Annotated in this window: 18 protein-coding genes and 3 rRNA genes (1 of these 21 cut by a window edge); 4 read left to right on the top strand and 17 right to left on the bottom strand. The window is 64.3% G+C overall.

The window, feature by feature from the left end; genetic code table 11:
* Positions 1–23: 23 nt before the first annotated feature.
* The 6 genes from ACEF39_RS01755 to ACEF39_RS01730 form a co-directional block, all read right to left on the bottom strand.
* Positions 24–899, bottom strand: coding sequence for a cytochrome c oxidase subunit 3 (locus tag ACEF39_RS01755; protein WP_500286742.1), 876 nt, complete (start codon positions 897–899; stop codon positions 24–26).
* Positions 900–913: 14 nt separating this feature from the next.
* Entirely contained in the window at positions 914–1,504 is a 591-nt protein-coding gene (locus ACEF39_RS01750) for a cytochrome c oxidase assembly protein (RefSeq protein WP_500286741.1), read from the bottom strand.
* A complete protein-coding gene (locus tag ACEF39_RS01745; RefSeq protein WP_500286740.1) occupies positions 1,501–1,728 on the bottom strand; it encodes a hypothetical protein in 228 nt (75 codons plus the stop codon). The genes ACEF39_RS01750 and ACEF39_RS01745 overlap by 4 nt, the downstream gene beginning before the upstream one ends.
* 8 nt (positions 1,729–1,736) lie before the next feature.
* Positions 1,737–3,344, bottom strand: a complete 1,608-nt coding sequence (gene ctaD / locus ACEF39_RS01740; RefSeq protein WP_025878294.1) for a cytochrome c oxidase subunit I — start codon at positions 3,342–3,344, stop codon at positions 1,737–1,739.
* Between the two features lie 61 nt (positions 3,345–3,405).
* Positions 3,406–4,362: a cytochrome c oxidase subunit II gene (gene coxB / locus ACEF39_RS01735; RefSeq protein WP_180167640.1), complete on the bottom strand. Its 957-nt coding sequence runs from the start codon at positions 4,360–4,362 to the stop codon at positions 3,406–3,408.
* 11 nt (positions 4,363–4,373) lie between these two features.
* Positions 4,374–4,850 (bottom strand): DUF2244 domain-containing protein, encoded by a 477-nt coding sequence (locus ACEF39_RS01730; RefSeq protein ID WP_025878297.1) that lies wholly within the window; start codon positions 4,848–4,850, stop codon positions 4,374–4,376.
* Positions 4,851–5,123: 273 nt separating this feature from the next.
* Between ACEF39_RS01730 and putA the strand changes: the two genes are divergently transcribed.
* The gene (putA, locus tag ACEF39_RS01725) at positions 5,124–8,357 is read left to right on the top strand and encodes a bifunctional proline dehydrogenase/L-glutamate gamma-semialdehyde dehydrogenase PutA (RefSeq protein ID WP_500286739.1); all 3,234 of its coding nucleotides are present in this window, start codon (positions 5,124–5,126) and stop codon (positions 8,355–8,357) included.
* Between the two features lie 89 nt (positions 8,358–8,446).
* Here the strand turns inward: putA and ACEF39_RS01720 are convergent, their stop codons facing one another.
* The 4 genes from ACEF39_RS01720 to ACEF39_RS01705 all read right to left on the bottom strand — a co-directional run bounded on the left by ACEF39_RS01720 (position 8,447) and on the right by ACEF39_RS01705 (position 12,155).
* A complete protein-coding gene (locus tag ACEF39_RS01720; RefSeq protein WP_500286738.1) occupies positions 8,447–9,508 on the bottom strand; it encodes an AAA family ATPase in 1,062 nt (353 codons plus the stop codon).
* On the bottom strand, positions 9,501–10,100 hold the full coding sequence (gene pnuC, locus ACEF39_RS01715) for a nicotinamide riboside transporter PnuC (protein WP_500286737.1): 600 nt from the start codon (positions 10,098–10,100) through the stop codon (positions 9,501–9,503). The genes ACEF39_RS01720 and pnuC overlap by 8 nt, the downstream gene beginning before the upstream one ends.
* A 71-nt stretch (positions 10,101–10,171) precedes the next feature.
* Positions 10,172–10,648, bottom strand: coding sequence for a hypothetical protein (locus ACEF39_RS01710; RefSeq protein WP_500286736.1), 477 nt, complete (start codon positions 10,646–10,648; stop codon positions 10,172–10,174).
* A gap of 79 nt (positions 10,649–10,727) precedes the next feature.
* Positions 10,728–12,155 carry an outer membrane protein transport protein gene (locus ACEF39_RS01705; protein ID WP_500286735.1) on the bottom strand — a complete coding sequence of 476 codons (1,428 nt, stop codon included), beginning with the start codon at positions 12,153–12,155 and terminating at the stop codon, positions 10,728–10,730.
* A 226-nt stretch (positions 12,156–12,381) separates the two neighbouring features.
* On the opposite strand from ACEF39_RS01705, the gene ACEF39_RS01700 reads away from it, so the two are divergent.
* Positions 12,382–13,074 (top strand): rhomboid family intramembrane serine protease, encoded by a 693-nt coding sequence (locus ACEF39_RS01700; RefSeq protein ID WP_500286734.1) that lies wholly within the window; start codon positions 12,382–12,384, stop codon positions 13,072–13,074.
* 118 nt (positions 13,075–13,192) lie between these two features.
* On the opposite strand, the gene ACEF39_RS01695 is transcribed toward ACEF39_RS01700, so the two are convergent.
* The 4 genes from ACEF39_RS01695 to ACEF39_RS01680 form a co-directional block, all read right to left on the bottom strand.
* On the bottom strand, positions 13,193–13,453 hold the full coding sequence (locus ACEF39_RS01695) for a hypothetical protein (protein ID WP_500286733.1): 261 nt from the start codon (positions 13,451–13,453) through the stop codon (positions 13,193–13,195).
* Positions 13,454–13,471: 18 nt separating this feature from the next.
* Complete coding sequence (locus tag ACEF39_RS01690) at positions 13,472–13,603, bottom strand: hypothetical protein (RefSeq protein WP_500286732.1); 132 nt, start codon at positions 13,601–13,603, stop codon at positions 13,472–13,474.
* Between the two features lie 83 nt (positions 13,604–13,686).
* Entirely contained in the window at positions 13,687–15,144 is a 1,458-nt protein-coding gene (locus tag ACEF39_RS01685; protein ID WP_500286731.1) for a S41 family peptidase, read from the bottom strand.
* A gap of 107 nt (positions 15,145–15,251) precedes the next feature.
* Positions 15,252–16,484, bottom strand: a complete 1,233-nt coding sequence (locus ACEF39_RS01680) for a murein hydrolase activator EnvC family protein (protein WP_500287951.1) — start codon at positions 16,482–16,484, stop codon at positions 15,252–15,254.
* Positions 16,485–16,653: 169 nt separating this feature from the next.
* Between ACEF39_RS01680 and ACEF39_RS01675 the strand changes: the two genes are divergently transcribed.
* Positions 16,654–17,316 carry a DUF4097 family beta strand repeat-containing protein gene (locus ACEF39_RS01675; RefSeq protein ID WP_500286730.1) on the top strand — a complete coding sequence of 221 codons (663 nt, stop codon included), beginning with the start codon at positions 16,654–16,656 and terminating at the stop codon, positions 17,314–17,316.
* Between the two features lie 78 nt (positions 17,317–17,394).
* The gene (locus ACEF39_RS01670) at positions 17,395–19,110 is read left to right on the top strand and encodes a M28 family metallopeptidase (protein WP_500286729.1); all 1,716 of its coding nucleotides are present in this window, start codon (positions 17,395–17,397) and stop codon (positions 19,108–19,110) included.
* Between the two features lie 235 nt (positions 19,111–19,345).
* On the opposite strand, the gene rrf (ACEF39_RS01665) is transcribed toward ACEF39_RS01670, so the two are convergent.
* From rrf (ACEF39_RS01665) to ACEF39_RS01655, 3 genes are all read right to left on the bottom strand, one after another.
* Positions 19,346–19,460: ribosomal RNA gene (gene rrf, locus ACEF39_RS01665) — 5S ribosomal RNA — on the bottom strand.
* 134 nt (positions 19,461–19,594) lie between these two features.
* Positions 19,595–19,709, bottom strand: a 5S ribosomal RNA gene (gene rrf, locus ACEF39_RS01660).
* Positions 19,710–19,878: 169 nt separating this feature from the next.
* Positions 19,879–22,238: ribosomal RNA gene (locus tag ACEF39_RS01655) — 23S ribosomal RNA — on the bottom strand; it runs 521 nt beyond the window's last position.

The raw sequence follows: 22,238 nt of genomic DNA, 5'->3' as shown, positions 1-22,238 counted from the left end.
TGAGGCTGCCGACGCCTGCGCGGTCAAAGCACGTAGACGAACAGGAACAGCATCAGCCACACCACGTCGACGAAGTGCCAGTACCACGCGGCCGCTTCGAAAGCGAAATGGTTGTCGCGGGTGAAGTGTCCCTTCGCCGACCGCAGCCACATCACGATCAGCATGATTGTTCCCAGCAGCACGTGTGCGCCGTGGAAGCCGGTCAGCATGAAGAAGGTGGAACCGTAGATGCCCGAGCCGAGCGTCAGGTTCAGTTCCTTGTAGGCGTGGATGTACTCCTCGGCCTGCAGGGTGAGAAAGCCGAGGCCGAGCAGTACGGTCAGGCCCAGCCAGATCAGCAGCTGGCGGCGGTTGCCCGCCTTCAGCGCATGATGGGCGATGGTCAGGGTCACGCCCGAGGTCAACAGGATCAGCGTATTGATCAGCGGCAGGCCCCAGGCCGGGATCGTCTGGAACGCGCCACCGATCGCTGCCGGGCCATTGGTCGGCCAGCCGGCCGAGTAGCCCTGCCACAGCAGCTCGTTGGTCATCACCCCGCGCCCTTCGCCGCTCAACCACGACAGGCCGAGGTGGCGCGTGTAGAACAGCGCACCGAAGAAGGCACCGAAGAACATCACTTCGGAGAAGATGAACCAGACCATCCCCATCCGGAACGAACCGTCCACCTGCCGGTTGTAGTTGCCGGCCTGCGACTCGCGCACCACGTCGCTGAACCACCAGAACAGGGTCAGCACCAGCATCGCCACGCCGATGTGGAAGGTCCAGCGGCCCCAGCTGGCGTCGTTGAGCCAGCTGGCCACGCCGACCATGGTCACCATCATCGCGATGGAACCGACGAACGGCCATTTGCTCTGGGCCGGGACGAAGTACACGTTGGCGTCGGTAGGTGTCTGGGCCATGGTCGGTATCCGGGTCAGGGAGCAGCGTGGGCGCCTTCCGAGGTGGCGGCCGGAGCCAGCCGATCGGACAACGCATCGTTGCGGTAGAAGGTGTAGGACAAGGTGATCGTCCGGATTTCCGGCGGCAGGTCCGGATCGACGATGAAGCGCACCGGCATGTCGCGCGTCTCGCCGGCCTGCAGGGTCTGCGCGGTGAAGCAGAAGCACTCGGTCTTGCTGAAGAATCCGGACGCGCGCGCCGGTGCCACTGAAGGCACCGCGCTGCCGACCACCGCCTGCTGGCTGTCGTTGCGGGCGAAGTACAGCGCCTCGTTGAGCTCGCCAGGCACCACATCCATGGTCAGCTGCTCGGGATGGAACGACCACGGCAGCCGCGAATTGACCCCGCCATCGAACTCCACCCGCACGGTGCGCTTGCCACTGGCGGCACCGGTACTGGCTTCGCTGCCCGGGCCACGCTCCAGGCGCACGCCGAATACCTTCTCGCAGGCGATGCGATACAGCGGCACCAGCGAAAACGTCAGCAGGAACACCACCACCGCAACGCCGATCAGGCGCGGCAGGCCGGCGCTGCGTGACGGAGTGGTGGCCGGCGTTTCGCTCATCGACCGATCACGCCGCTGAGGATGAAGCCGACGTAGACCAGCACGGCGATCGCGCCCACCCACAGCGCGGTGCGCTTGGCGCGCTGACGCTGCTGCTCGATGCCGTGGATCTGGCTGTCGCTCTGGTAGAGCCGATCGCTGGTCGGCTGCGCTTGACCGGACGACACGCTGTCAGCCGAGCGTGGCTCGGCTCTGGCGGCAATGATCGGGCTCTCGTTATGCATGCACCACCTCAATGACCGATATCGTCGTGGGCCAGGTCACCCGGGCGTATGGTCGGCGGCGTGGTGAAGGTGTGCGCCGGTGCCGGCGACGGCAGCGTCCACTCCAGGCCACGCGCACCTTCCCAGGAGCGCGCCTCGGCCTTCTCGCCATTGCGCAGCGAGGACAGCAGGATCGCGGCCATCATGAACGGCGTGGCGAACATGCCGAACGCACCGATCGAACTGATCAGGTTCCAGTCGGCGAACGCCACCGAGTAATCGGGGATGCGCCGCGGCATGCCGGCCAGGCCGAGGAAGTGCTGCGGGAAGAACAGCAGGTTGACGAACACGATCGACCACCAGAAGTGCACCTTGGCCCACTTCTCGCTGTACATGCGCCCGGTCCACTTCGGCCACCAGTAGTACACCGCCGCGATCAGCGCGAACACCGCGCCGGTCACCAGCACGTAGTGGAAGTGGGCGACCACGAAGTAGGTGTCGTGGTACTGGAAGTCGGCGGCCACGATCGCCAGCATCAGGCCGGAGAACCCGCCGATGGTGAACAGGATGACGAACGCCACCGACCACAGCATGGGGGCTTCGAAGGTGAGCGAACCGCGCCACATCGTGCTGACCCAGTTGAACACCTTCACCCCGGTCGGGATCGAGATCAGCATGGTGGCGAACATGAAGTAGATCTCACCACCCAGCGGCATGCCCACGGTGAACATGTGGTGGGCCCAGACGATGAATGACAGGAACGCGATCGCCGCGGTGGCGTAGACCATCGCCTGGTAGCCGAACAGCGGCTTGCGGCTGAAGGTCGGAATGATCTCGCTGACCACGCCGAAGGCGGGCAGGATCATGATGTAGACCTCGGGATGGCCGAAGAACCAGAAGATGTGCTGGAACATCACCGGGTCACCACCACCGGCCGCATTGAAGAAGCTGGTGCCGAAGAACTTGTCGGTCAGCAGCATCGTCACCGCACCTGCCAGCACCGGCATCACCGCGATCAGCAGGAACGCAGTGATCAGCCAGGCCCAGCAGAAGATCGGCATCTTCAGCAGGTCGATGCCGGGCGCGCGCATGTTCAGCACCGTAGCGATGATGTTGATCGCGCCCATGATCGAACTGATGCCGGCCACGTGGATGGCGAACACGGTGAACGCCACGTTGTAGCCGCCCTGCAGCGACAGCGGCGGGTACAGCGTCCAGCCACCGGCCGGCGCACCACCGGGCAGCAGGAAGGTCAGCAGCAGCAGGCTGAAGGCCACCGGCAACAGCCAGAACGACCAGTTGTTCATGCGCGGCAGCGCCATGTCCGGCGCGCCGATCTGCAGCGGGATCATCCAGTTGGCCAGGCCGACGAAGGCCGGCATCACCCCGCCGAAGATCATCACCAGCGCATGCACGGTGGTCAGCTGGTTGAAGATTTCCGGACGGATGTACTGGATGCCGGGCTGGGCCAGTTCCAGCCGGATCAGCACGCTCATGAACGCGCCGATGACGAACATGATGAAGCTGAAACCCAGGTACAGCGTGCCGATGTCCTTGTGGTTGGTCGAGAAGAACCAACGCTCGAAGAAGCTCTGCGGGTGATGGTGATCGTCGTGCCCAACTGCCGAGTGCGCCATTGCAAAACACCTCTCAGGATCGGTTGTCGCCGCGGCCGCGACACGGCCGCGGACAGTTACATCAGGCTCCGCTGGCCGCCGCGGCAGGCGCGTTGCCGGCCTCGGCGGCGGCCGGTGCTGCCGGCTGCGCCGGCGATTCACTGGCAGGCGCGGTGGGTTCGGCGGGCGCGGCAGGCGTCGCGGGTGCAGGCGCCGGTTTGCGCTGCGCCAGCCACTGCTTGAACTCTTCCTTGGACACCGCCTCGACCACGATCGGCATGAAGCCATGGTCCTTGCCGCACAGCTCCGCGCACTGGCCGCGGTAGACACCGGGCTGCTCGATGCTGGTCCAGGCTTCGTTGATGAAGCCGGGAATCGCGTCCTGCTTCCAGCCCAGCGCCGGCACCCACCAGGCGTGGATCACATCGTCGGAGGTGATGACGAAGCGCACCTTGGTGTCCACCGGCAGTACCAGCCGGTTGTCGACATCCAGCAGGTAGTGCGGATGGCTCTCGCGGGTCGGCACCTTGCCACTCTGCCGCATGCGGTCGGACTCACGGTCCAGGCGGCTGGTGAAGGTCACGTTCTCGCCCAGGTACTCGTACTTCCACATCCACTGGTAGCCGGTGACCTTCACCGTCATCTCGGCATCGCGGGTGTCGTACATCTTGATCAGGTTGGCCGTGGCCGGCCACGCCATCACCACCAGGATGATCACCGGGATCACGGTCCAGATGACCTCGGCCTTGGTGTTGTGGCTGAAGGTAGCGGCGACCGCGCCCTTGGACTTGCGGAACTTGAACATCGCGTAGGCCATGGCGCCGAACACGATCACGCCGATCACCGTACAGACGATCAGCGAGAGGTTGTTCGATTCCCAGGCCAGGCGTGAGGTCTGGGTCACCCCCTTGCCCATGTTCAACTGCCACGGCTTTGGATCGGCCGCCTGGGCCAGCGCCGTCCCCGGCATCGACAGCAGGGCCCCCATCGCGGCGGCCATTGCAACGCACTTCGTGCCCCACCCTCTGCTTTGCTTCATTGCCTAGACCCTTAGCGTCGTCGGTTGCCGCCATCGCTGGCGGCGAGCAAATCTTCAAGCGTTTCAACAAGCGTTTGACGTTCGGCCGGCGCGAGAAAACTCCCCACCTCCACCTGCCGGCCGCTGGATGCCAGCCGGACCCTCTGGTCGTCGGTGAGCAGGCGCACCCAATGCGGATGAGCCCGGAACACCGGCGATCCACCGGGCACGGGGATGACCTCCACGCACGCCGGCACTACCCGGATCTCCTCCTGCCGTTCACCGCTGCGCCACAACGCGCGCAACGCAGCTGCCAGCAACAGGCTGTACAGCAGCGCGAACAGGGGGGCGAATGCGTTCCCGGCCACCCACCCGAAGGCGGACACCAGCCACATCACTCCCGACAACACAGCAAACAACAGGACGAACTGCCGGGCATCGAGCGCCCGTGGGGGACGCAGTCGCAGCTGCGTACCTGACCCATCCGGAGCTGTAAGCACCTCGATCATGTCGCAACCGCGTTCCTGCCGCGGGAAACGTCTTGATGGTAGCCCTGCCCTCTCACCGGTAGCAAGGGTGCATTCACACTTTTTCCGATGCTGCAACACAGCATGAGCCCAACGGCACGAATGACGAATTCGGCACAAATTGCCTCAACTTTGCTGAACACGCTGAATCCACCACTGCTAGGGGCTATCAGCATTCATGAAGGTGGCTGCGCGGGCCTTCCTGAAGTCGAAAAAATGATTAAAATCGCCAAGTTTTCCACTGGCCGGACCGGCATGAACGCACCTTCCTCTCCCATTGCCGCTAGCGACGCTCCGCGTCCCTCGGCGCTGCTGTCGCCGGAACTGCCGGCGCCCCCCAACCCGTTCCGCCAGGCCATCACCGATGCCTGGCTGAAGGACGAGGCCAGCCATGTGCGCGAACTGCTGGAGCAGGCACGCCTGCCGGCCGACGAGCAGGCCAAGGTGCAGGCGCTGGCCGCCGACCTGGTCGCCCGCGTGCGCGTGCGCGCCAAGGACCAGGGCGCGATCGAAGCCTTCATGCGCCAGTACGACCTGGGCAGCGAGGAAGGCGTGCTGCTGATGTGCGTGGCTGAGGCGCTGCTGCGCATTCCGGACCAGGAGACCGCCGACAAGCTGATCCGCGACAAGCTGGCCGATGCCGACTGGGAAAAGCACTTGGGCGGCAGCGACTCGGTGCTGGTCAACGCCTCCACCTGGGGCCTGATGCTGACCGGCAAGCTGGTGCAGATGAATGACGCCACCCGCGCCGATGCGCCCAGCGCGTTCAAGCGCCTGGTCGGCCGCGTCGGTGAGCCGGTGGTACGCCTGGCCGTGCGCCAGGCGATGAAGATCATGGGCCACCAGTTCGTCATGGGCCGCACCATCAGCGAAGCGCTGGCACGCTCGCACAAGGGCGACAGCGCCAGCTACCGCTACTCGTTCGACATGCTCGGCGAAGGCGCGCTGACCATGAAGGACGCCCTGCGTTACCTGGAAGACTATCGTCGTGCGATCCACGCTATCGGTGGTGACCACAAGGCGCGTGGCGGCCGTGCCGATGGCGACGTCAACAACGCGCCGGGCATCTCGATCAAGCTGTCGGCGCTGTACCCGCGTTACGAGCACGCCAAGCGCGCGCGCGTGCTGAAGGACCTAGTGCCCGGCGTGCTGGAACTGGCGCAGCTGGCCAAGAGCTACGGCATCGGCTGCACCGTCGACGCCGAAGAGTCCGATCGCCTGGAGCTGTCGCTGGACATCATCGAGCAGGTGTTCGGCGACGCCTCGCTGTCCGGCTGGGATGGCTTCGGCGTGGTCGTGCAGGCCTACCAGAAGCGTACGCCGTACACGATCGACCACCTGGCCGACATGGCGCGCCGCGCCGGTCGCCGCCTGCAGGTGCGCCTGGTCAAGGGCGCCTACTGGGACGCCGAGATCAAGCGCGCACAGATCGAAGGCTACCCGGGCTACCCGGTGTTCACCCGCAAGCAGAACACCGACGTGTCCTACCTGGCCTGTGCCAAGCGTCTGTTTACCCATGCCGACGCGATCTACCCGATGTTCGCCACGCACAACGCGCACACCATCGCCGCAGTGCGCAGCATCGCCAACGGCGGCGTGTACGAGCACCAGAAGCTGCACGGCATGGGCGACGACCTGTATGCCGAAGTGGTGCCGGCCGATCGCCTTGGCCTGCCCTGCCGCGTGTACGCCCCGGTCGGCTCGCATGAGGACCTGCTGCCGTACCTGGTGCGTCGCCTGCTGGAAAACGGCGCCAACTCCAGCTTCGTCAACCGCATCACCGACGAGCGCGTGCCGATCGCCGACCTGGTCCGCGATCCGGTCGAGATGGTGTCCTCGTTCGAATCGGGCACTCACTCTGCAATCGCGCATCCCAAGATCCCGCTGCCGGTTGACCTGCTGCGCAGCCAGAACCACGACAGGAAGAACTCCATGGGCGCCAACCTCGCCAACGACAACGAACTGCGCGCCCTGGCCGAGCAGCTCAACGCTGCAGTGAAGCCCTGGCAGGCCGCGCCGCTGGTGCCGGGCGCGAACCCGACCGGCGCCTCGCTGCCGGTGACCAACCCGGCCGACACCCGCGAAGTGGTCGGCCAGTGGCAGGCCGCCGATGCCGCCACCGTGCAGAAGGCGCTGGCCAATGCCGTGGCCGCGCAGCCGGCCTGGAACCGCACCCCGGCCGCCAGCCGCGCCGCCATCCTCGAGCACGCCGCCGACCAGCTGGAAGTGCGCATGCCCGAATTCATGGCGCTGTGCGTGAAGGAAGCCGGCAAGAGCCTGCCCGACGGCATCGCCGAAGTACGCGAAGCGGTGGACTTCCTGCGCTATTACGCCAAGCAGGCGCGCGAGCAGTTCAGCCACGCCGAGAAGCTGCCCAGCCCGACCGGTGAATCCAACGAACTGCAGCTGCATGGCCGCGGCGTGTTCGTCTGCATCAGTCCGTGGAACTTCCCGCTGGCGATCTTCCTGGGCCAGGTGGCTGCCGCACTGGCCGCCGGCAACAGCGTGATCGCCAAGCCGGCCGAGCAGACCAACCTGATCGGCTACTACGCAGTGAAGCTGCTGCACGATGCCGGCGTGCCGGCTGACGTGGTGCAGTACCTGCCGGGCGATGGCGCCACCGTCGGTGCCGCGCTGACCGCCGACCCGCGCGTGGCCGGTGTGGCCTTCACCGGCTCCACCGACACCGCCCGTGCGATCAACCGCGCGATGGCTGCACGCGATGCCGCCATCGGCGTGCTGATCGCCGAGACCGGCGGCCAGAACGCCTTCATCGCCGACTCCTCGGCGCTGCCGGAACAGCTGGTCAAGGACGCGATCGGTTCGGCCTTCACCTCCGCCGGCCAGCGCTGCTCGGCCGCGCGCGTGCTGTTCGTGCAGGACGACATCGCCGACAAGGTGATGACAATGCTGGCCGGTGCGATGAAGGAACTGAAGGTCGGCAACTCCGGCCTGCTGTCCACCGACGTCGGCCCGGTGATCGACGCCGATGCACTGAAGATCCTGCAGGACCACGCCGTGCGCATGGACCGCGAAGCGCGCCTGATCGCTGCGGCCGAACTGTCCGCCGAAGCGGCCAACGGCACCTTCTTCGCACCGCGTGCGTACGAACTGAAGGATCTGGGCCAGCTGCAGAAGGAAATCTTCGGGCCGGTGCTGCACGTGATCCGCTGGAAGGGCGACCAGCTCGATGCGGTGATCGACCAGATCAACGCCACCGGCTACGGCCTGACCCTGGGCGTGCATTCGCGCATCGACGAGACCGTGGACCGCATCAGCAATGGCGTCCATGTCGGCAACGTCTACGTCAACCGCAACCAGATCGGTGCGGTGGTCGGCGTGCAGCCGTTCGGCGGCCAGGGCCTGTCCGGCACCGGCCCCAAGGCCGGCGGCCCGCACTACCTGCTGCGCTTCGCCACCGAGAAGACGGTGACGGTGAACACCACCGCCGCCGGCGGCAACGCCTCGCTGCTGACCCTGGGCGACTGATTCCAGGCGTCATGCGGTAAACGAAAAACCCCGCGAAAGCGGGGTTTTTTTGTGCATTGCCGGTAGCGCCGGGCCATGCCCGGCGACGATCACGCCGCCACGCTGAACCGGTTGTCCGCCCGCTTCACCAGCTCACTCCGCACCCGCGCAATCCGCGTTTCCAGATCGCCTTCCAGCAGCACATAGGCCATCCCATGCGCCTGCAACTGCTGCAGATGCCACGCGTGCTGCTGTATGCGGAATTCCTGCCCTACCCGCGTCCCATCCTGCTCGAACGGGATATCCGGCGCACACAGGAACAGCAGGTCGTACGCACGCGCGGCGGCCCGCTGCAGCGGTTCGGGCGCTGTGTCGAACATCCAACCGCTGTAGCCCAGCGTCACCAACGGCGTGGTATCGCAGAACAGCCAACGATGCGCGTGCTGCGCGGCCTGGTCCTCGTGCTGCGGCTGGGTCGCAGCGATAAGCAGCAGATCCTGCGCCTGCAGCTCGCCGCCCTGCTGCTCCCACAACGTGCGCCCGAACTCCGGCACCCATGCCGTGCCCTGGCGTTCGGCCAGCACCCGCGCCAAGGTGCTCTTGCCAGTCGACTCACCGCCGATGAACGCCACGCGTTGCACATGTTCGGCATACACCGCCGGACTCAGGCTGTGCCGATGCACATGCGGATCGGCGCGCAACTGGGTACCGCAGGCCTGCTCGATATCGAGGGTGCGATCCAGGCGCTCATGGCGTACCGGCGTGCCGAAGTGTGCAGCCAGTGCCTGCGCGAAGCCGTCACCATAGTCTTCACCGGTAAACACCGCCTGCACCGGTCCGCCGAACAGCGTCATGCACAGCCATGCGGTGAACGCGCGCTGCAGCTGCTCGTCGTCCTTGTCCTGCGGCAGCGCACGTACGAGTACGCTCTGTTGCCTGCACAACGCCGCCAGCCGTGCATCATCCAGCACCGCCACCGTCGCCTGCGGGAAGCGCTCGCGCAGCCAGCGCTCGCGGCGCTCTGCGCTGTAGCCGGGGAAGCCCGGTTGCGACCAGCCGATCACCAGCAGTTGCGTGCAGCGGGTAGAGGCAAATTCGATCAGGCGCTCGTGGCCGAGGTGCAGCGGGCAGAACTTGCCGACCACCAGGCCCCGCGCAGCGCGCTCAGACAACAACGTCGGCCGCCCTGGCCTCATCCCGCATCAGGTGCCGCCAGTGGCGCAAAGCCACCAGTGCGTTGATCCAGAAGCCCACGTACAGGATCGACGTCAGATGCAGGCCACGGCTGTAGTACAGCGGCACCGCGATGGTGTTGACCAGCAGCCACACCCACCACGATTCCAGCTTGCGCCGCATCATCAGGATCTGCGCGATCACACTCAGCACCAGCACCGCCGAATCGATATACGGCGCATAGGCGTTTGTCAGCCGGGTCAGCATCCAGCCGTAGCCGAAGGTCGCCAGCACCGCCAACGGCAGCAGCCAGCCCCACGCGCGTGCAGGCAAGCGGCTGATCGGCAGCGGCGCGCCATGGTCGCCACGCAGCCATTGCCACCAGCCGAACACGCTGATGACCATGAAGAAGAACTGCAGCACCATGTCCGCGTACAGGTGCGAGCGCTCGAACACGGCAGCGAACAGCGCACAGCCGACGATACCCAGCCACCACGTATGCACGTTGTTGCGGCCGGCCAGCAGGATCGAGCCGGCAACGGCGATGTTGGCGGCCAACTCCAGCTGGAAGTTCGGGTCGGACAGGTTCATCGCGCTATTGTCGCGTAGATCCGCGCCCTGCGGGATTGCGCCAGTAGATCCACGCCATGCGTGGATGGAAATCAAGGCCGCACGCGCACCAGCAGCCGCTGGCTCTCTCCGCTTCCCCAGCGTCCTGGCTGCAGGCCGGTTGAAGAGAGCAACGGCGCGAGCCAGTCAGGCGGGACGATGTCCCAGATCACACCATCGAACGGATACGGCCATGGTGTTCCCTGGGGATTCGGCGAATGCAGGAACAGCGCACTCTGACCGGTATCCGGCGCCAGCGTCACCCAACACTGCACATCCTCCCGCTCGCTCGTCACAGCCCGCTCGAGCAGCCGCAGCAGTCCTGCGGCAACGGCGATGCGATCGCTGACATGGCGATTGCCGCGCCCCATCCAGTCAAGATGCGTGTGCCAGTAGTCGAACCATTCCGACGCCAGCACGCGATCCAGAATTGCGTTCGCCTTGACCTCTTCCGCAGCCCAATAGCGGGTCATCTTCTTCAGGTATCGGCGATCGGCCATGAGACCATTGTCGCAGTAGATCCACGCCATGCGTGGATGCAGATCCCCGGAAAAAAGAAGCCCCGCTTACGCGGGGCCTCCTTCGTACTGCTTCAGGCAATCGCCGGAATCAGAACTTGTACTGCATCGACGCAGCCAACACGTCGCCGGTGACCTTGTACTTGCCGGTCACGGTGTTGGCCGTAGCCGAGGTCGAGGAGACATCCGGATCCGTGGTAAACAGATGGGTATAGCCCACGCTGTATTCCATCTTGTCCGATGCGGCGTAGGTCAGGCCCAGCGACAGCCACTTGCGGGTGGTATCCGGCACGCGCACATCGCGGTGGGCATCGGTGGTCGGGGTCTGGTCATAGGCGAGGCCACCGCGCAGGGTCAGCTTCTCGTTCAAACGGTAATCGGTACCGATCGACACGAAAGTGGTGTCGCGGTAGTGGAACGGCAGCACGCTGTCCGGCTGGTTGGAGTCGTAATCGACGACGACCTGGTCGAACTTGCTCCACGCCGTGCGCGTGACTTCGGCCATGATCTGCCACTGGTCGTTCACACGGTGGGTGAAGCCGACAGTGGCACTGGCCGGCAGGGTGATGGTGGCGCGACCGTTGCTGTCGATGAAGGTGCCCGGAGCGGCACCCGCCAGGAAGGCGGCCGCGTTCTGCGGGATGGTGAAGTCAGCCTTGCCGTCATTGATCTTGTGCTCGACTTCCGAGCGGTAGCTGAAGGCGATGTTGGTGCCTTCCACCGGGGTGACGGTCATGCCCAGGGTGTAGCCGAAGGACACTTCGTCACCCTTGATGCGCAGGTAGCCATCGGCGGTACCCGGCGAGAAGCCGAGCTGGGCGGCCTGCCGGGCAGCGGCCTGCGAAGCGGCAGCAGCCTGGGCCTGTGTGCCACCGGCCGCCAGCACGCGCGCGGCAGCGGTACGCTGGGCGGTTGCATTGATGGCGGTGCCGGTATCGACGGCGCTGGTCAGGTCGACATTCAGGCGTTCGGCGAACACCGACGCACCGAACGACAGGTACGGGTTGACGTCATAGGAGAACGCAGCACCCAGGTCGACGGCCTGCAGTTCGGTCTTGACGCCGTTGTAGCGGCCAACCCAGTCGCGGTCGTATTCGGTCTTGAAGCCGAACGGCACGGTCAGCGATACGCCGAAATGCATGTTGTCGTTTTCGCCGAACGGGACGTGGAAGTAGGCTGCCGGAACCGGGGCGATCATGCCGGCATCGCCGCCGTTGCCGCCCGAAATCGGTGCGCCGTTGCCGTAACGGCCTTCGCCGCGGAACTTGGCACCGAAGCTGATGGCACTGACATCGCCCTGCACCATGGTGCCGTCGAGCAGGCGCATGGAGGCCGGGTTGGTGGCGATGACCGAGGCGTCGCCTTCGGTCGAGGTGGAACCGGCGAAAGCGCGGCCCAGACCCTTGGCGCTGTTTTCCTTCAGCTGGAAGGCGGCGGCATTGGCGTCGGCGGCGGCCAGCGCACCGGCAACGCCGACGGCCAGCAGGGTCAGTCGTGCAATGGTGGAAGCGGTTTGCATCGTAGTTCTCTCTCCGGTAAGCGGTGATGGTGCTCTAAGTGCGCCTGCGCCCGTCAGGCCGGATGGCCCTTCGAAGCGCGCCGGATTCCCCTCCCGACATACGACGCCGTATGCGAGTATTACCCAGAGCCGTTAATGAAACAATAACAGCGCTGGGGCTTTCTTCGTCGCAAAAGCTGAACAGGCTCCCTCCCCGCCAAAAGCGCCCGCACGCTAGGCTAGTGCCATGTTCGTCTCCCTCCCATCACGCAAGAAGGCGACTCTTCGCTGGGCGACACCCGTGCTGTTTGCGGCACTGTGGCTGGCATTCCTGTGGTCGATCTCGCGCCCGGACGACGCCCGCGGAAGCCTGTGGCTGGACTGGGGCGCCCTGTCCACGGGCCTGACCCACCCGCTGGACTGGTGGGCGACGCTGCAGGACGGCAGCGTGCTGCGCCTGTTCACCGCCCTGTTCCTGCACGCCGACTGGTCGCACCTGCTGGGCAACCTGGTGTTCCTGCTGATCTTCGGCCTGCCGGCCGAGCGGGTGCTGGGCCCGTGGCGGTTGCTGCTGCTGTTCCTGGTGGGCGGGGCGATCTCGAACCTGGTCGCGATCTACACCATGGGCAGCCCGGACCAGATCATCATCGGCGCCAGTGGCGCGGTGTCGGCAATGATCGGCGCCTATCTGGCGCTGTTCCCGGGCGCGCGCCTGGGCGTGGTGATTCCGCTGGGGCTGTTCCTGGAGTTCGTACGCGCCCCGGCCTATCTGCTGATCGGTGTGTGGGCGGCGCTGCAGGTGGTTTTCGCCTACATCGGCCCGACCTTCGGCATGGTCGCCTGGTGGGCGCACATCGGCGGCTTCGTGTTCGGCGTGGTGTACGGCATGTACGTGCGCGCGGCGATCGCACGGCGACTACGCAAGCGGCACGGGTTCTGAGTCCCGGGTAGTGCCGGCCGCTGGCCGGCTTCACGCTCACCCGCTCGTCCGTAGCGTCGAGCGCGCTCGACGGCTTCATTGATATGGATCTGCTCCGTCCGCGATGATGCCGGAAACGTCACTCGCGACTGACCACCAGGGTGTTGTGGTGGGTATCAAACAGCAGCGTAGCGCCGCCATCCAGCACCAGGAAGTACTCGAAGAACGGTAGCTCGCTGAGCAAAGGAATCACCTCGCCAGGCCGCAGTGCCCACACCGGCCAAGGCGATGCACGTTCGTCTGACGCCACCAAACAGATTTCCCCGCGCACGTCCGCCAACAGCACGCTGAGGCGGGAAAGGCCTTCTTCACTGCCCTCATATTGAATCTCACGATCCATCAAGGGCGCACCCGCCCATCAGAAGATGCGGCGGGAATCGATCCCATGGCGTACGGCCAGAGAGTTCAGCAGGAGGGCAGCCCGATCCGTCGGAAATGGTCCGCGTTCAAGCAGATCGCTGATCGCGGTGGCGAGGGTCGAATCGTCCATCGATCGATTCTATCGGGCGACACATGTGGCCGTGCCGCCTCCCTGATGTACGTAGCTTCGCCGGGCATGGCCCGGCGCTACGGTCAGGGCTTGGCTGGGGCTGGGACAGGCTTCGCTTCCGGCTTTGCTTCTGGCTTTGCTTCAGCCTTGGGCTCCGCCTTCGGTGCAGGCTTGGCGGCGGCCTTTGCTGCCTTGTCCGCTGCGGCCTTCGCGGCTTCTGCCTTCAAGCGCGCCGCCACCGAACCCGGGTTCTTCAGTTCGGCCAGTGCATCGTTGATCGGGCCATCGCCCGGCAACACGGCGCCTGCGTGGTAGCCCTCGGTGCCTTCCTCGTCACCGCGCAGGTGGCCCGGCAGGGTCGCTTCGCTGTAATCACTCAGGCTGGCCGGCAATGCCTCATCTTCCGGGCGCGGCGCTGCCTTCAGTTCCACTTCCGGCACGATACCGGTGGCCTGGATCGATTTACCGCTGGGTGTGTAGTAGCGCGCCGTGGTCAGCTTCACCGAATCGCCGTTGTCCAGCGGCAGCACGGTCTGCACCGAGCCCTTGCCGAAGGTGCGACTGCCGATCACGCGCGCGCGCTTGTTGTCGCGCAGTGCGCCGGCCAGCACTTCCGATGCACTGGCCGAACCGGCATCGACCAGCACCACCACCGGCGCGCCCTTCAGCAGGTCGCCCGGGGTTGCGTCGAAGCGTGCATCGCTGATGCTGATGCGGCCGCGGGTGCTGACGATGTTGCCCTTGTCGAGCAGATCATCGGCCACCTGCACGGCAGCGGTCAGCAGACCACCCGGATTGCTGCGAAGATCCAGCACCAGCCCCTTCAGGTTGCCGCCGGACTGCTTCTGCAGCTGCTGCAGGTGCTTCTGGAAATCAGAGCCGGTGTCGGCCTGGAACGTGCTCAGACGGATGTAGCCGTAACCCGGCTCCAGCAGGCGGCTGCGCACGCTGGTCACGCGGATCGTCTGCCGGGTCAGGCTGACGTCGAAGGGCTTGGGCTTGCCGTCGCGGACGATGGTCAGCACCACCTTGCTGCCGGCCGGGCCACGCAGCGGTTCGCTGGCATCGATCGCGCTGATCGGCTTGCCATCGATGGCGATGATCAGGTCGCCGGCGAGGATGCCGGCCTTTGCCGCCGGAGTGTCGTCGATCGGCGAGATCACCTTCATGCTGGCGTTGTCCGGCTGCTGCTGCAGCTCCACGCCGATGCCTTCGTAGGCGCCATTGGCCTGTTCGTCGAACGCCTCGGCATCTTCCTTGTTGAAGTAGGTGCTGTGCGGATCGAGGTCGAGCAGCAGGCCGCGCACAGCCGACTGCATCAGCTTGTTGTCATCGACCGGATCGACGTAGGCCGCACGCACCGCGTTGTAGACGGCCACGAAGCGCCGGATGTCATCCAGCGGCACCTTCGAGGTCACCGCCTCCTCGCTGCTCGCCGCCTTCCCGGGAGTTTCCTTCAACGGGATGGGGGCGGTCTGCTGAGCCCAGGACAGGGCCGGCAACAGAGCCAGCAAGAGGGTGGCGGTACGGGCTGCGCGCATGGATCACTCCTGTCGACGATGGCATCGTGCCCAAGGCACATGCACCGATTATGCGCGAAGCGTGGCTAAATTCCCGTTGAATCCGGCCTCGTGCGGCCAGCCGGAATTCAGCGCCGCTGCAGCCAGCTGTCCGGATTGACCGGTTGCCCACCACGGCGCAGCTCGAAGTACAGCGCCGTCACGCCCTGGCCACCGGAGTTGCCGACCTTGGCCACCGCGTCGCCACGGCTGACCCGCGCGCCGGCGTCCTTCAGCAGGGTGTCATTGTGGGCGTACAGGCTCATGTAGCCATTGCCATGGTCGACGATCAGGATCATGCCGTAGCCGGTCATCCAATCGGAGAACACCACGGTGCCGTCGGCCACGGCGGTGACGGTGCTTCCGGCAGGTGCGCCGATCAACACGCCGCTGCTGGTGCGGCCATCCGGCAGCTTGCCGCCATAGCGGGCCAGCAGATTGCCCGACAGTGGCCAACCCAGGCCACCGACCTTCGGCGCTGGCGCCGAGGCAACGGCCGGGGGAACCTTGGTCGGTGGCGGCGGTGGCCGGCCAGCCGCAGCCGCCTGACGGGCCGCGCGCTCGGCGGCGGCTTTTTCGGCGGCGGCCTTGCGTGCGGCGGCACGGCGCTCGGCCTCGGCACGGGCCGCAGCAGCGCGCAGGTTGGCCAGCAGGGTTTCCAGCGCCTTGGCATCCTGGCCCAGTGCCTGTTCCTTCTCGCGCTTGTCCTTGAAGCGTTCTTCCAGCGAAGCCACGGTCTGCGCGCGCTCGCGACGGTCCGACGCGAGTGTGGCGATCTGCTGTTTCTGGTCGCGATGGACGCCCTGCAGCTGCTGTTGACGCTGAGCGATCTGCGCCTGCAGTGTCTCCAGTTCCTTCAGGTCGGCCGTCAACGTGGTGATGCGCTGTGCACGCTCGCGCTGCAGGTAGCGGTGATAGGCCAGCGCACGGTTGGCATCGGCCACCGTGTCCTGCGAAAGCAGCAGCTTCAGCGGGGCGTGATTGCCGAGCTGGTAGGCCGCGCGCAACAGGCCTGCCAACTCATGATTCTGTTTGGCCAGGTTGGATTGCAGTGCATTGCGCCGCTGTTCGGCCTGCGCCAGCGCCTGGGTCTGCTCACGCAGTGCCGCCTCGGTCTGGGCCAACGTACGACCACTGCGCGCGACTTTTTCATCGGCCTCGCGCAACTGCTGCGACGCCTGTCCGCGCTGGCCCTCGATCTGCCGGCGCTCCTGCGCCACGCCCTTCAGTTCGGTGCGCAGCTTCTGCAGCTTGCGCTCGGCCTCACGGGCCGAAGAGGTCTGCGCCACACCCGGCATGGGCAACGCAAGGGCAAGCGCCATGCCCAGCAACAGGCAACGTCCACCGCGCAGGGTGGCGATGTGATGCCGGCGTGAGGGGAAGACGTTGTTACGCAAGGGCTTTCCAGTGACTTCAGGCAGATGCGGAGACGTTCGGGGAATGGTGACATCTCCGCACGCGGCCTGCCAGCCGCACAACAACGAGGTTCCCATGAAAGCTCTCTCCATTCCGCTGCTGTTGGGCATTGCGCTGGCCAGTGGCCCGGCCTGGGCCCAGGCAGACGTCAGCAAGGTCAATGGCAGCATCAGCGCCGATCCGGGCCAGCGCTACGGCAAGCTGGACACCGTCAATGGCGGCATCCGTGTCGGAGAAGGCGTGGAAACCGGCAGCATCGACACCGTCAACGGCGGCGTCAAGGTCGCCGATCGTGCCCGCACCGGCAGCATCGAGACCGTCAACGGCGGCGTCCGCCTGGGTCGCGAAGTGACGGCCCACGGCAATGTCAGCACAGTCAACGGCAGCATCTTCGCCGACCAGGGCAGCCAGATCGAAGGCGGCGTGGAAACCGTCAATGGTGGCATCGGCCTGGTCGGCAGCCGTGTGCGCAAGGACGTGGAGACGGTCAACGGTGACATCACCATCGGCATCGGCTCGCAGGTCGGCGGCGGCGTGCATGTGCGCAAGCCGAACTTCAGTGTCTCGCTGACGGCCAGTCGCAAGCCGCGGGTCATCATCGGCCCGAATGCCGTGGTCAACGGCAGCCTGCTGTTCGAGCGTGAAGTGGTGCTGTACGTCCACCGCAGTGCACGCATCGGCCCGGTCACCGGCGCCGATCCAATTCCCTTCGATACCGATACCGCCCCGGCCGACTGAGCCTGCGGCTTGGGCGATACTCACCGATACCGGTCGCGCTTGCTGCGCGGTCGTCCCTTGTGTTTCCAGGAACCGATGATGCCCCGCAAACTCCTCCTGTGCCTGGCCGCCGCGGCCGCACTCAGTGCCTGCAAAGGCGAAGACACCCCGGCTCCGGCGCCCGGCGCCGACAGCGCCGCCAAGCCGGCCACGCATACCTTCTCAGCCGCGATCAACACGGCCGACTTCGCCGAGATGGTGAAGACCCTGGCCTCTGACGAGTTCGAAGGCCGCTCGCCCGGCAGCAAGGGTGAAGAACTGACCATCAACTACATCCGCGACCAGATGCAACGCATCGGCCTGCAACCCGGCAACGGCGACAGCTGGTTCCAGGACGTGCCGATGACCGAGACCACGGCCGATGAATCGACCGTGCTCACCCTCACCCAGGGCGGCAAGACCCGCGAGCTGAAGTTCGGCACCGACATGGTGGTGGGCACCCGTACCGGCCAGACAGAAGTGAAGGTCGATGCCAGCGACCTCGTCTTCGTCGGCTACGGCGTGGATGCACCGGAGCAGAAGTGGAATGATTACGCCGGCCAGGACTGGAAGGGCAAGACGGTGGTCATGTTCGTCAACGACCCGGGCTTCCATGTCGATGATGAAAAGCTGTTCGACGGCAAGCGCATGACCTACTACGGCCGCTGGACCTACAAGTTCGAGGAAGCTGCGCGCAAGGGAGCTGCTGCCGCGCTGATCGTCCATGACACCGCGGGCGCTTCGTACGGCTGGGACGTGGTGAAGAATTCCTGGGCCGGCCCGCAGTACGACCTGCCGGCCAAGGACGATGCAGAGCCGCGCCTGCCGGTACAGGGCTGGTTGAGCGCCGACGCGGCCAAGGCCCTGTTCGCCGGCGCCGGGCTGGATCTGGACCAGGCCTACAAGGACGCCAGCAAGCCCGGTTTCAAACCGGTACCACTGAAGGCAACCGCGTCGGTGGACCTGAAGAGCAAGGTCGCGCAGAAGCAGTCGCGCAACGTGGTGGGTGTGCTGCCTGGCAGCAAGCGCGCCGATGAGGCCGTGCTGTACATGGCGCACTGGGACCACCTCGGCAAGCACGAGGGCGAACGGGGCGACAACATCTACAACGGTGCCGTCGACAACGCGACCGGCGTGGCCGGCATTCTTGAGGTGGCCGAAGCGATGGCCCATCAGGAACCGAAGCCGGAACGTTCGGTGGTGTTCCTGGCGGTGACCCTGGAAGAATCCGGCCTGTTGGGTTCGAAGTACTACGTCGCCCACCCGACCTTCCCGCTGGACAAGATCGCCGGTGTCATCAACATCGACGCGATGTCGGTGGCCGGTCGTGCCAAGGACGTGACGGTGACCGGCTTCGGCAGTTCCGAGCTGGAAGACATCCTCAAGCCGCTGGCCGCAGCCCAGGAGCGCACCCTGCACGGCGAGACCTCGGTGCAGAGCGGCTTCTACTTCCGTTCGGATCACTTCAACTTCGCCAAGGCAGGTGTGCCGGCGCTGTATGCCGACGGCGGCGAGGACCTGCGCGACGGCGGCGTCGAGGCGGGCCGCAAGGCGGCCGCCGACTACGGTTCCACCCGCTACCACGGCCCGAAGGATGAGTATGACCCGGCCACCTGGAAGCTGGATGGCACGGTCGAGGACCTGCAGCTGATGTACGGCGTCGGCAAGGAACTGGCCGGCGGCGATCGTTGGCCCAACTGGTACGAAGGCAATCCGTTCAAGGCTGCCCGCGACACGATGATGAAGGCCAAGGTACCGGCCGCTGCGGCGAAGTAAGTCCCCCTGCCGTTGAGCTGTACACAAAGCGGCGCCCCTTGGGGCGCCGCTTTTTTATGTTCGGGTGCAGACCATCTGCGTGATGCTGGGCGCCGGTAGTGCCGGCCGCTGGCCGGCAACCACGTGCAGCCGCGTGATGTTCATGAGGTTGCCGGCCAGCGGCCGGCACTACCCTTGCTTTCTCGCGCACAAAGAAAAACCCCGCTGCATGAGCAGCGGGGTTTTTGGGTATGAACCCTGGCGATGACCTACTCTCGCATGGCTTAGGCCACACTACCATCGGCGCAGCTACGTTTCACTTCCGAGTTCGGGATGGGATCGGGTGGTTCCATAGCGCTAATTTCACCAGGGAGACGGTTGCAGCAGCGCTTGCAGCGCCAGCTCGCGTACTTGCCCTTGGGGCGGAAGGAACTCAAAAAAGCAGAGCCTTCACTTAATAGAGAAAAACCCCGCTGCATGAGCAGCGGGGTTTTCGGGGTATAAACCCTGGCGATGACCTACTCTCGCATGGCTTAGGCCACACTACCATCGGCGCAGCTACGTTTCACTTCCGAGTTCGGGATGGGATCGGGTGGTTCCATAGCGCTAATTTCACCAGGGAGGCGGTTGGAGTGTCGCTTGGACGTCGTGTCTTTGCAGGGAGCGGGCATGGTGATGCCGGCATTGCAAAGAGACGCGCCTGAGCGCCTGCCTCTCGTTTGGTCTTGTGACGTAGCGTGCACCTGGATCTATCGACATGTCATGTCGGCCAAGGCAACTTGAGGTTATATGGTCAAGCCTCTCGGATCATTAGTATCAGTTAGCTCAATACATTGCTGTACTTACACACCTGACCTATCAACCACGTAGTCTACATGGTTCCTTCAGGGGGCTTGTGCCCCGGGAGATCTCATCTTGAGGCGCGCTTCCCGCTTAGATGCTTTCAGCGGTTATCGCTTCCGAACATAGCTACCCGGCAATGCCACTGGCGTGACAACCGGAACACCAGAGGTTCGTCCACTCCGGTCCTCTCGTACTAGGAGCAGCCCCTCTCAAATCTCCAACGCCCATGGCAGATAGGGACCGAACTGTCTCACGACGTTCTGAACCCAGCTCGCGTACCACTTTAAATGGCGAACAGCCATACCCTTGGGACCGACTACAGCCCCAGGATGTGATGAGCCGACATCGAGGTGCCAAACACCGCCGTCGATATGAACTCTTGGGCGGTATCAGCCTGTTATCCCCGGAGTACCTTTTATCCGTTGAGCGATGGCCCTTCCATACAGAACCACCGGATCACTAAGTCCTAGTTTCCTACCTGCTTGATCCGTCGATCTTGCAGTCAAGCACGCTTATGCCTTTGCACACAGTGCGCGATGTCCGACCGCGCTGAGCGTACCTTCGAGCTCCTCCGTTACTCTTTAGGAGGAGACCGCCCCAGTCAAACTACCCACCATACACGGTCCCCGATCCAGATAATGGACCCAGGTTAGAACGTCAAGCACGACAGGGTGGTATTTCAAGGATGGCTCCACTGCAGCTAGCGCCACAGTTTCATAGCCTCCCACCTATCCTACACAGACGAACTCAACGTTCAGTGTAAAGCTATAGTAAAGGTTCACGGGGTCTTTCCGTCTTGCCACGGGAACGCTGCATCTTCACAGCGATTTCAATTTCACTGAGTCTCGGGTGGAGACAGCGCCGCTGTCGTTACGCCATTCGTGCAGGTCGGAACTTACCCGACAAGGAATTTCGCTACCTTAGGACCGTTATAGTTACGGCCGCCGTTTACTGGGGCTTCGATCAAGAGCTTCGCCTTGCGGCTGACCCCATCAATTAACCTTCCAGCACCGGGCAGGCGTCACACCCTATACGTCCACTTTCGTGTTTGCAGAGTGCTGTGTTTTTGATAAACAGTCGCAGCGGCCTGGTTACTGCGACCCTCTTCAGCTATAGCTCGCACGAGCCACCAAAAAGGGTGCACCTTCTCCCGAAGTTACGGTGCCATGTTGCCTAGTTCCTTCACCCGAGTTCTCTCAAGCGCCTGAGAATTCTCATCCTACCCACCTGTGTCGGTTTACGGTACGGTCTGCGTAAGCTGAAGCTTAGGAGCTTTTCCTGGAAGCGTGGTATCAGCAACTTCGCCATAAAGGCTCGTCTCGGTGCTCGGTCTTGAAGGATCCCGGATTTGCCAAAGATCCAAACCTACCGCCTTTCCCCGGGACAACCAACGCCCGGTATGCCTAACCTTCTCCGTCCCTCCATCGCACTTACGCGAGGTGCAGGAATATTAACCTGCTTCCCATCGACTACGACTTTCGTCCTCGCCTTAGGGGCCGACTCACCCTGCGCCGATTAACGTTGCGCAAGGAAACCTTGGGCTTTCGGCGTGCGGGTTTTTCACCCGCATTATCGTTACTCATGTCAGCATTCGCACTTCCGATACCTCCAGCAGACTTCTCAATCCACCTTCAACGGCTTACGGAACGCTCCTCTACCGCGTACATATAAATATGCACACCCCAAGCTTCGGTTCACTGCTTAGCCCCGTTAAATCTTCCCCGCAGACCGACTCGACCAGTGAGCTATTACGCTTTCTTTAAAGGGTGGCTGCTTCTAAGCCAACCTCCTGGCTGTCTGTGCCTTTCCACATGGTTTTCCACTTAGCAGTGAATTTGGGACCTTAGCTGTGGGTCTGGGTTGTTTCCCTTTTCACGACGGACGTTAGCACCCGCCGTGTGTCTCCCATACAGTCCGTCTCGGTATTCGGAGTTTGCAATGGTTTGGTAAGTCGCGATGACCCCCTAGCCATAACAGTGCTCTACCCCCGAGAGGATACATATGAGGCGCTACCTAAATAGCTTTCGAGGAGAACCAGCTATCTCCGGGTTCGATTAGCTTTTCACTCCTAATCACAGCTCATCCCCGTCTTTTGCAACAGACGTGGGTTCGGGCCTCCAGTACCTGTTACGGCACCTTCACCCTGGCCATGACTAGATCACCCGGTTTCGGGTCTACTGCCCGCGACTATGCGCCCTTATCAGACTCGGTTTCCCTTCGCCTCCCCTATACGGTTAAGCTTGCCACGAACAGTAAGTCGCTGACCCATTATACAAAAGGTACGCAGTCACCCCTTGCGAGGCTCC

The organism is Stenotrophomonas indicatrix, from assembly GCA_041545745.1.
GTDB lineage: Bacteria > Pseudomonadota > Gammaproteobacteria > Xanthomonadales > Xanthomonadaceae > Stenotrophomonas > Stenotrophomonas indicatrix_A.
This window is presented reverse-complemented; position numbering and strand designations above follow the sequence as displayed.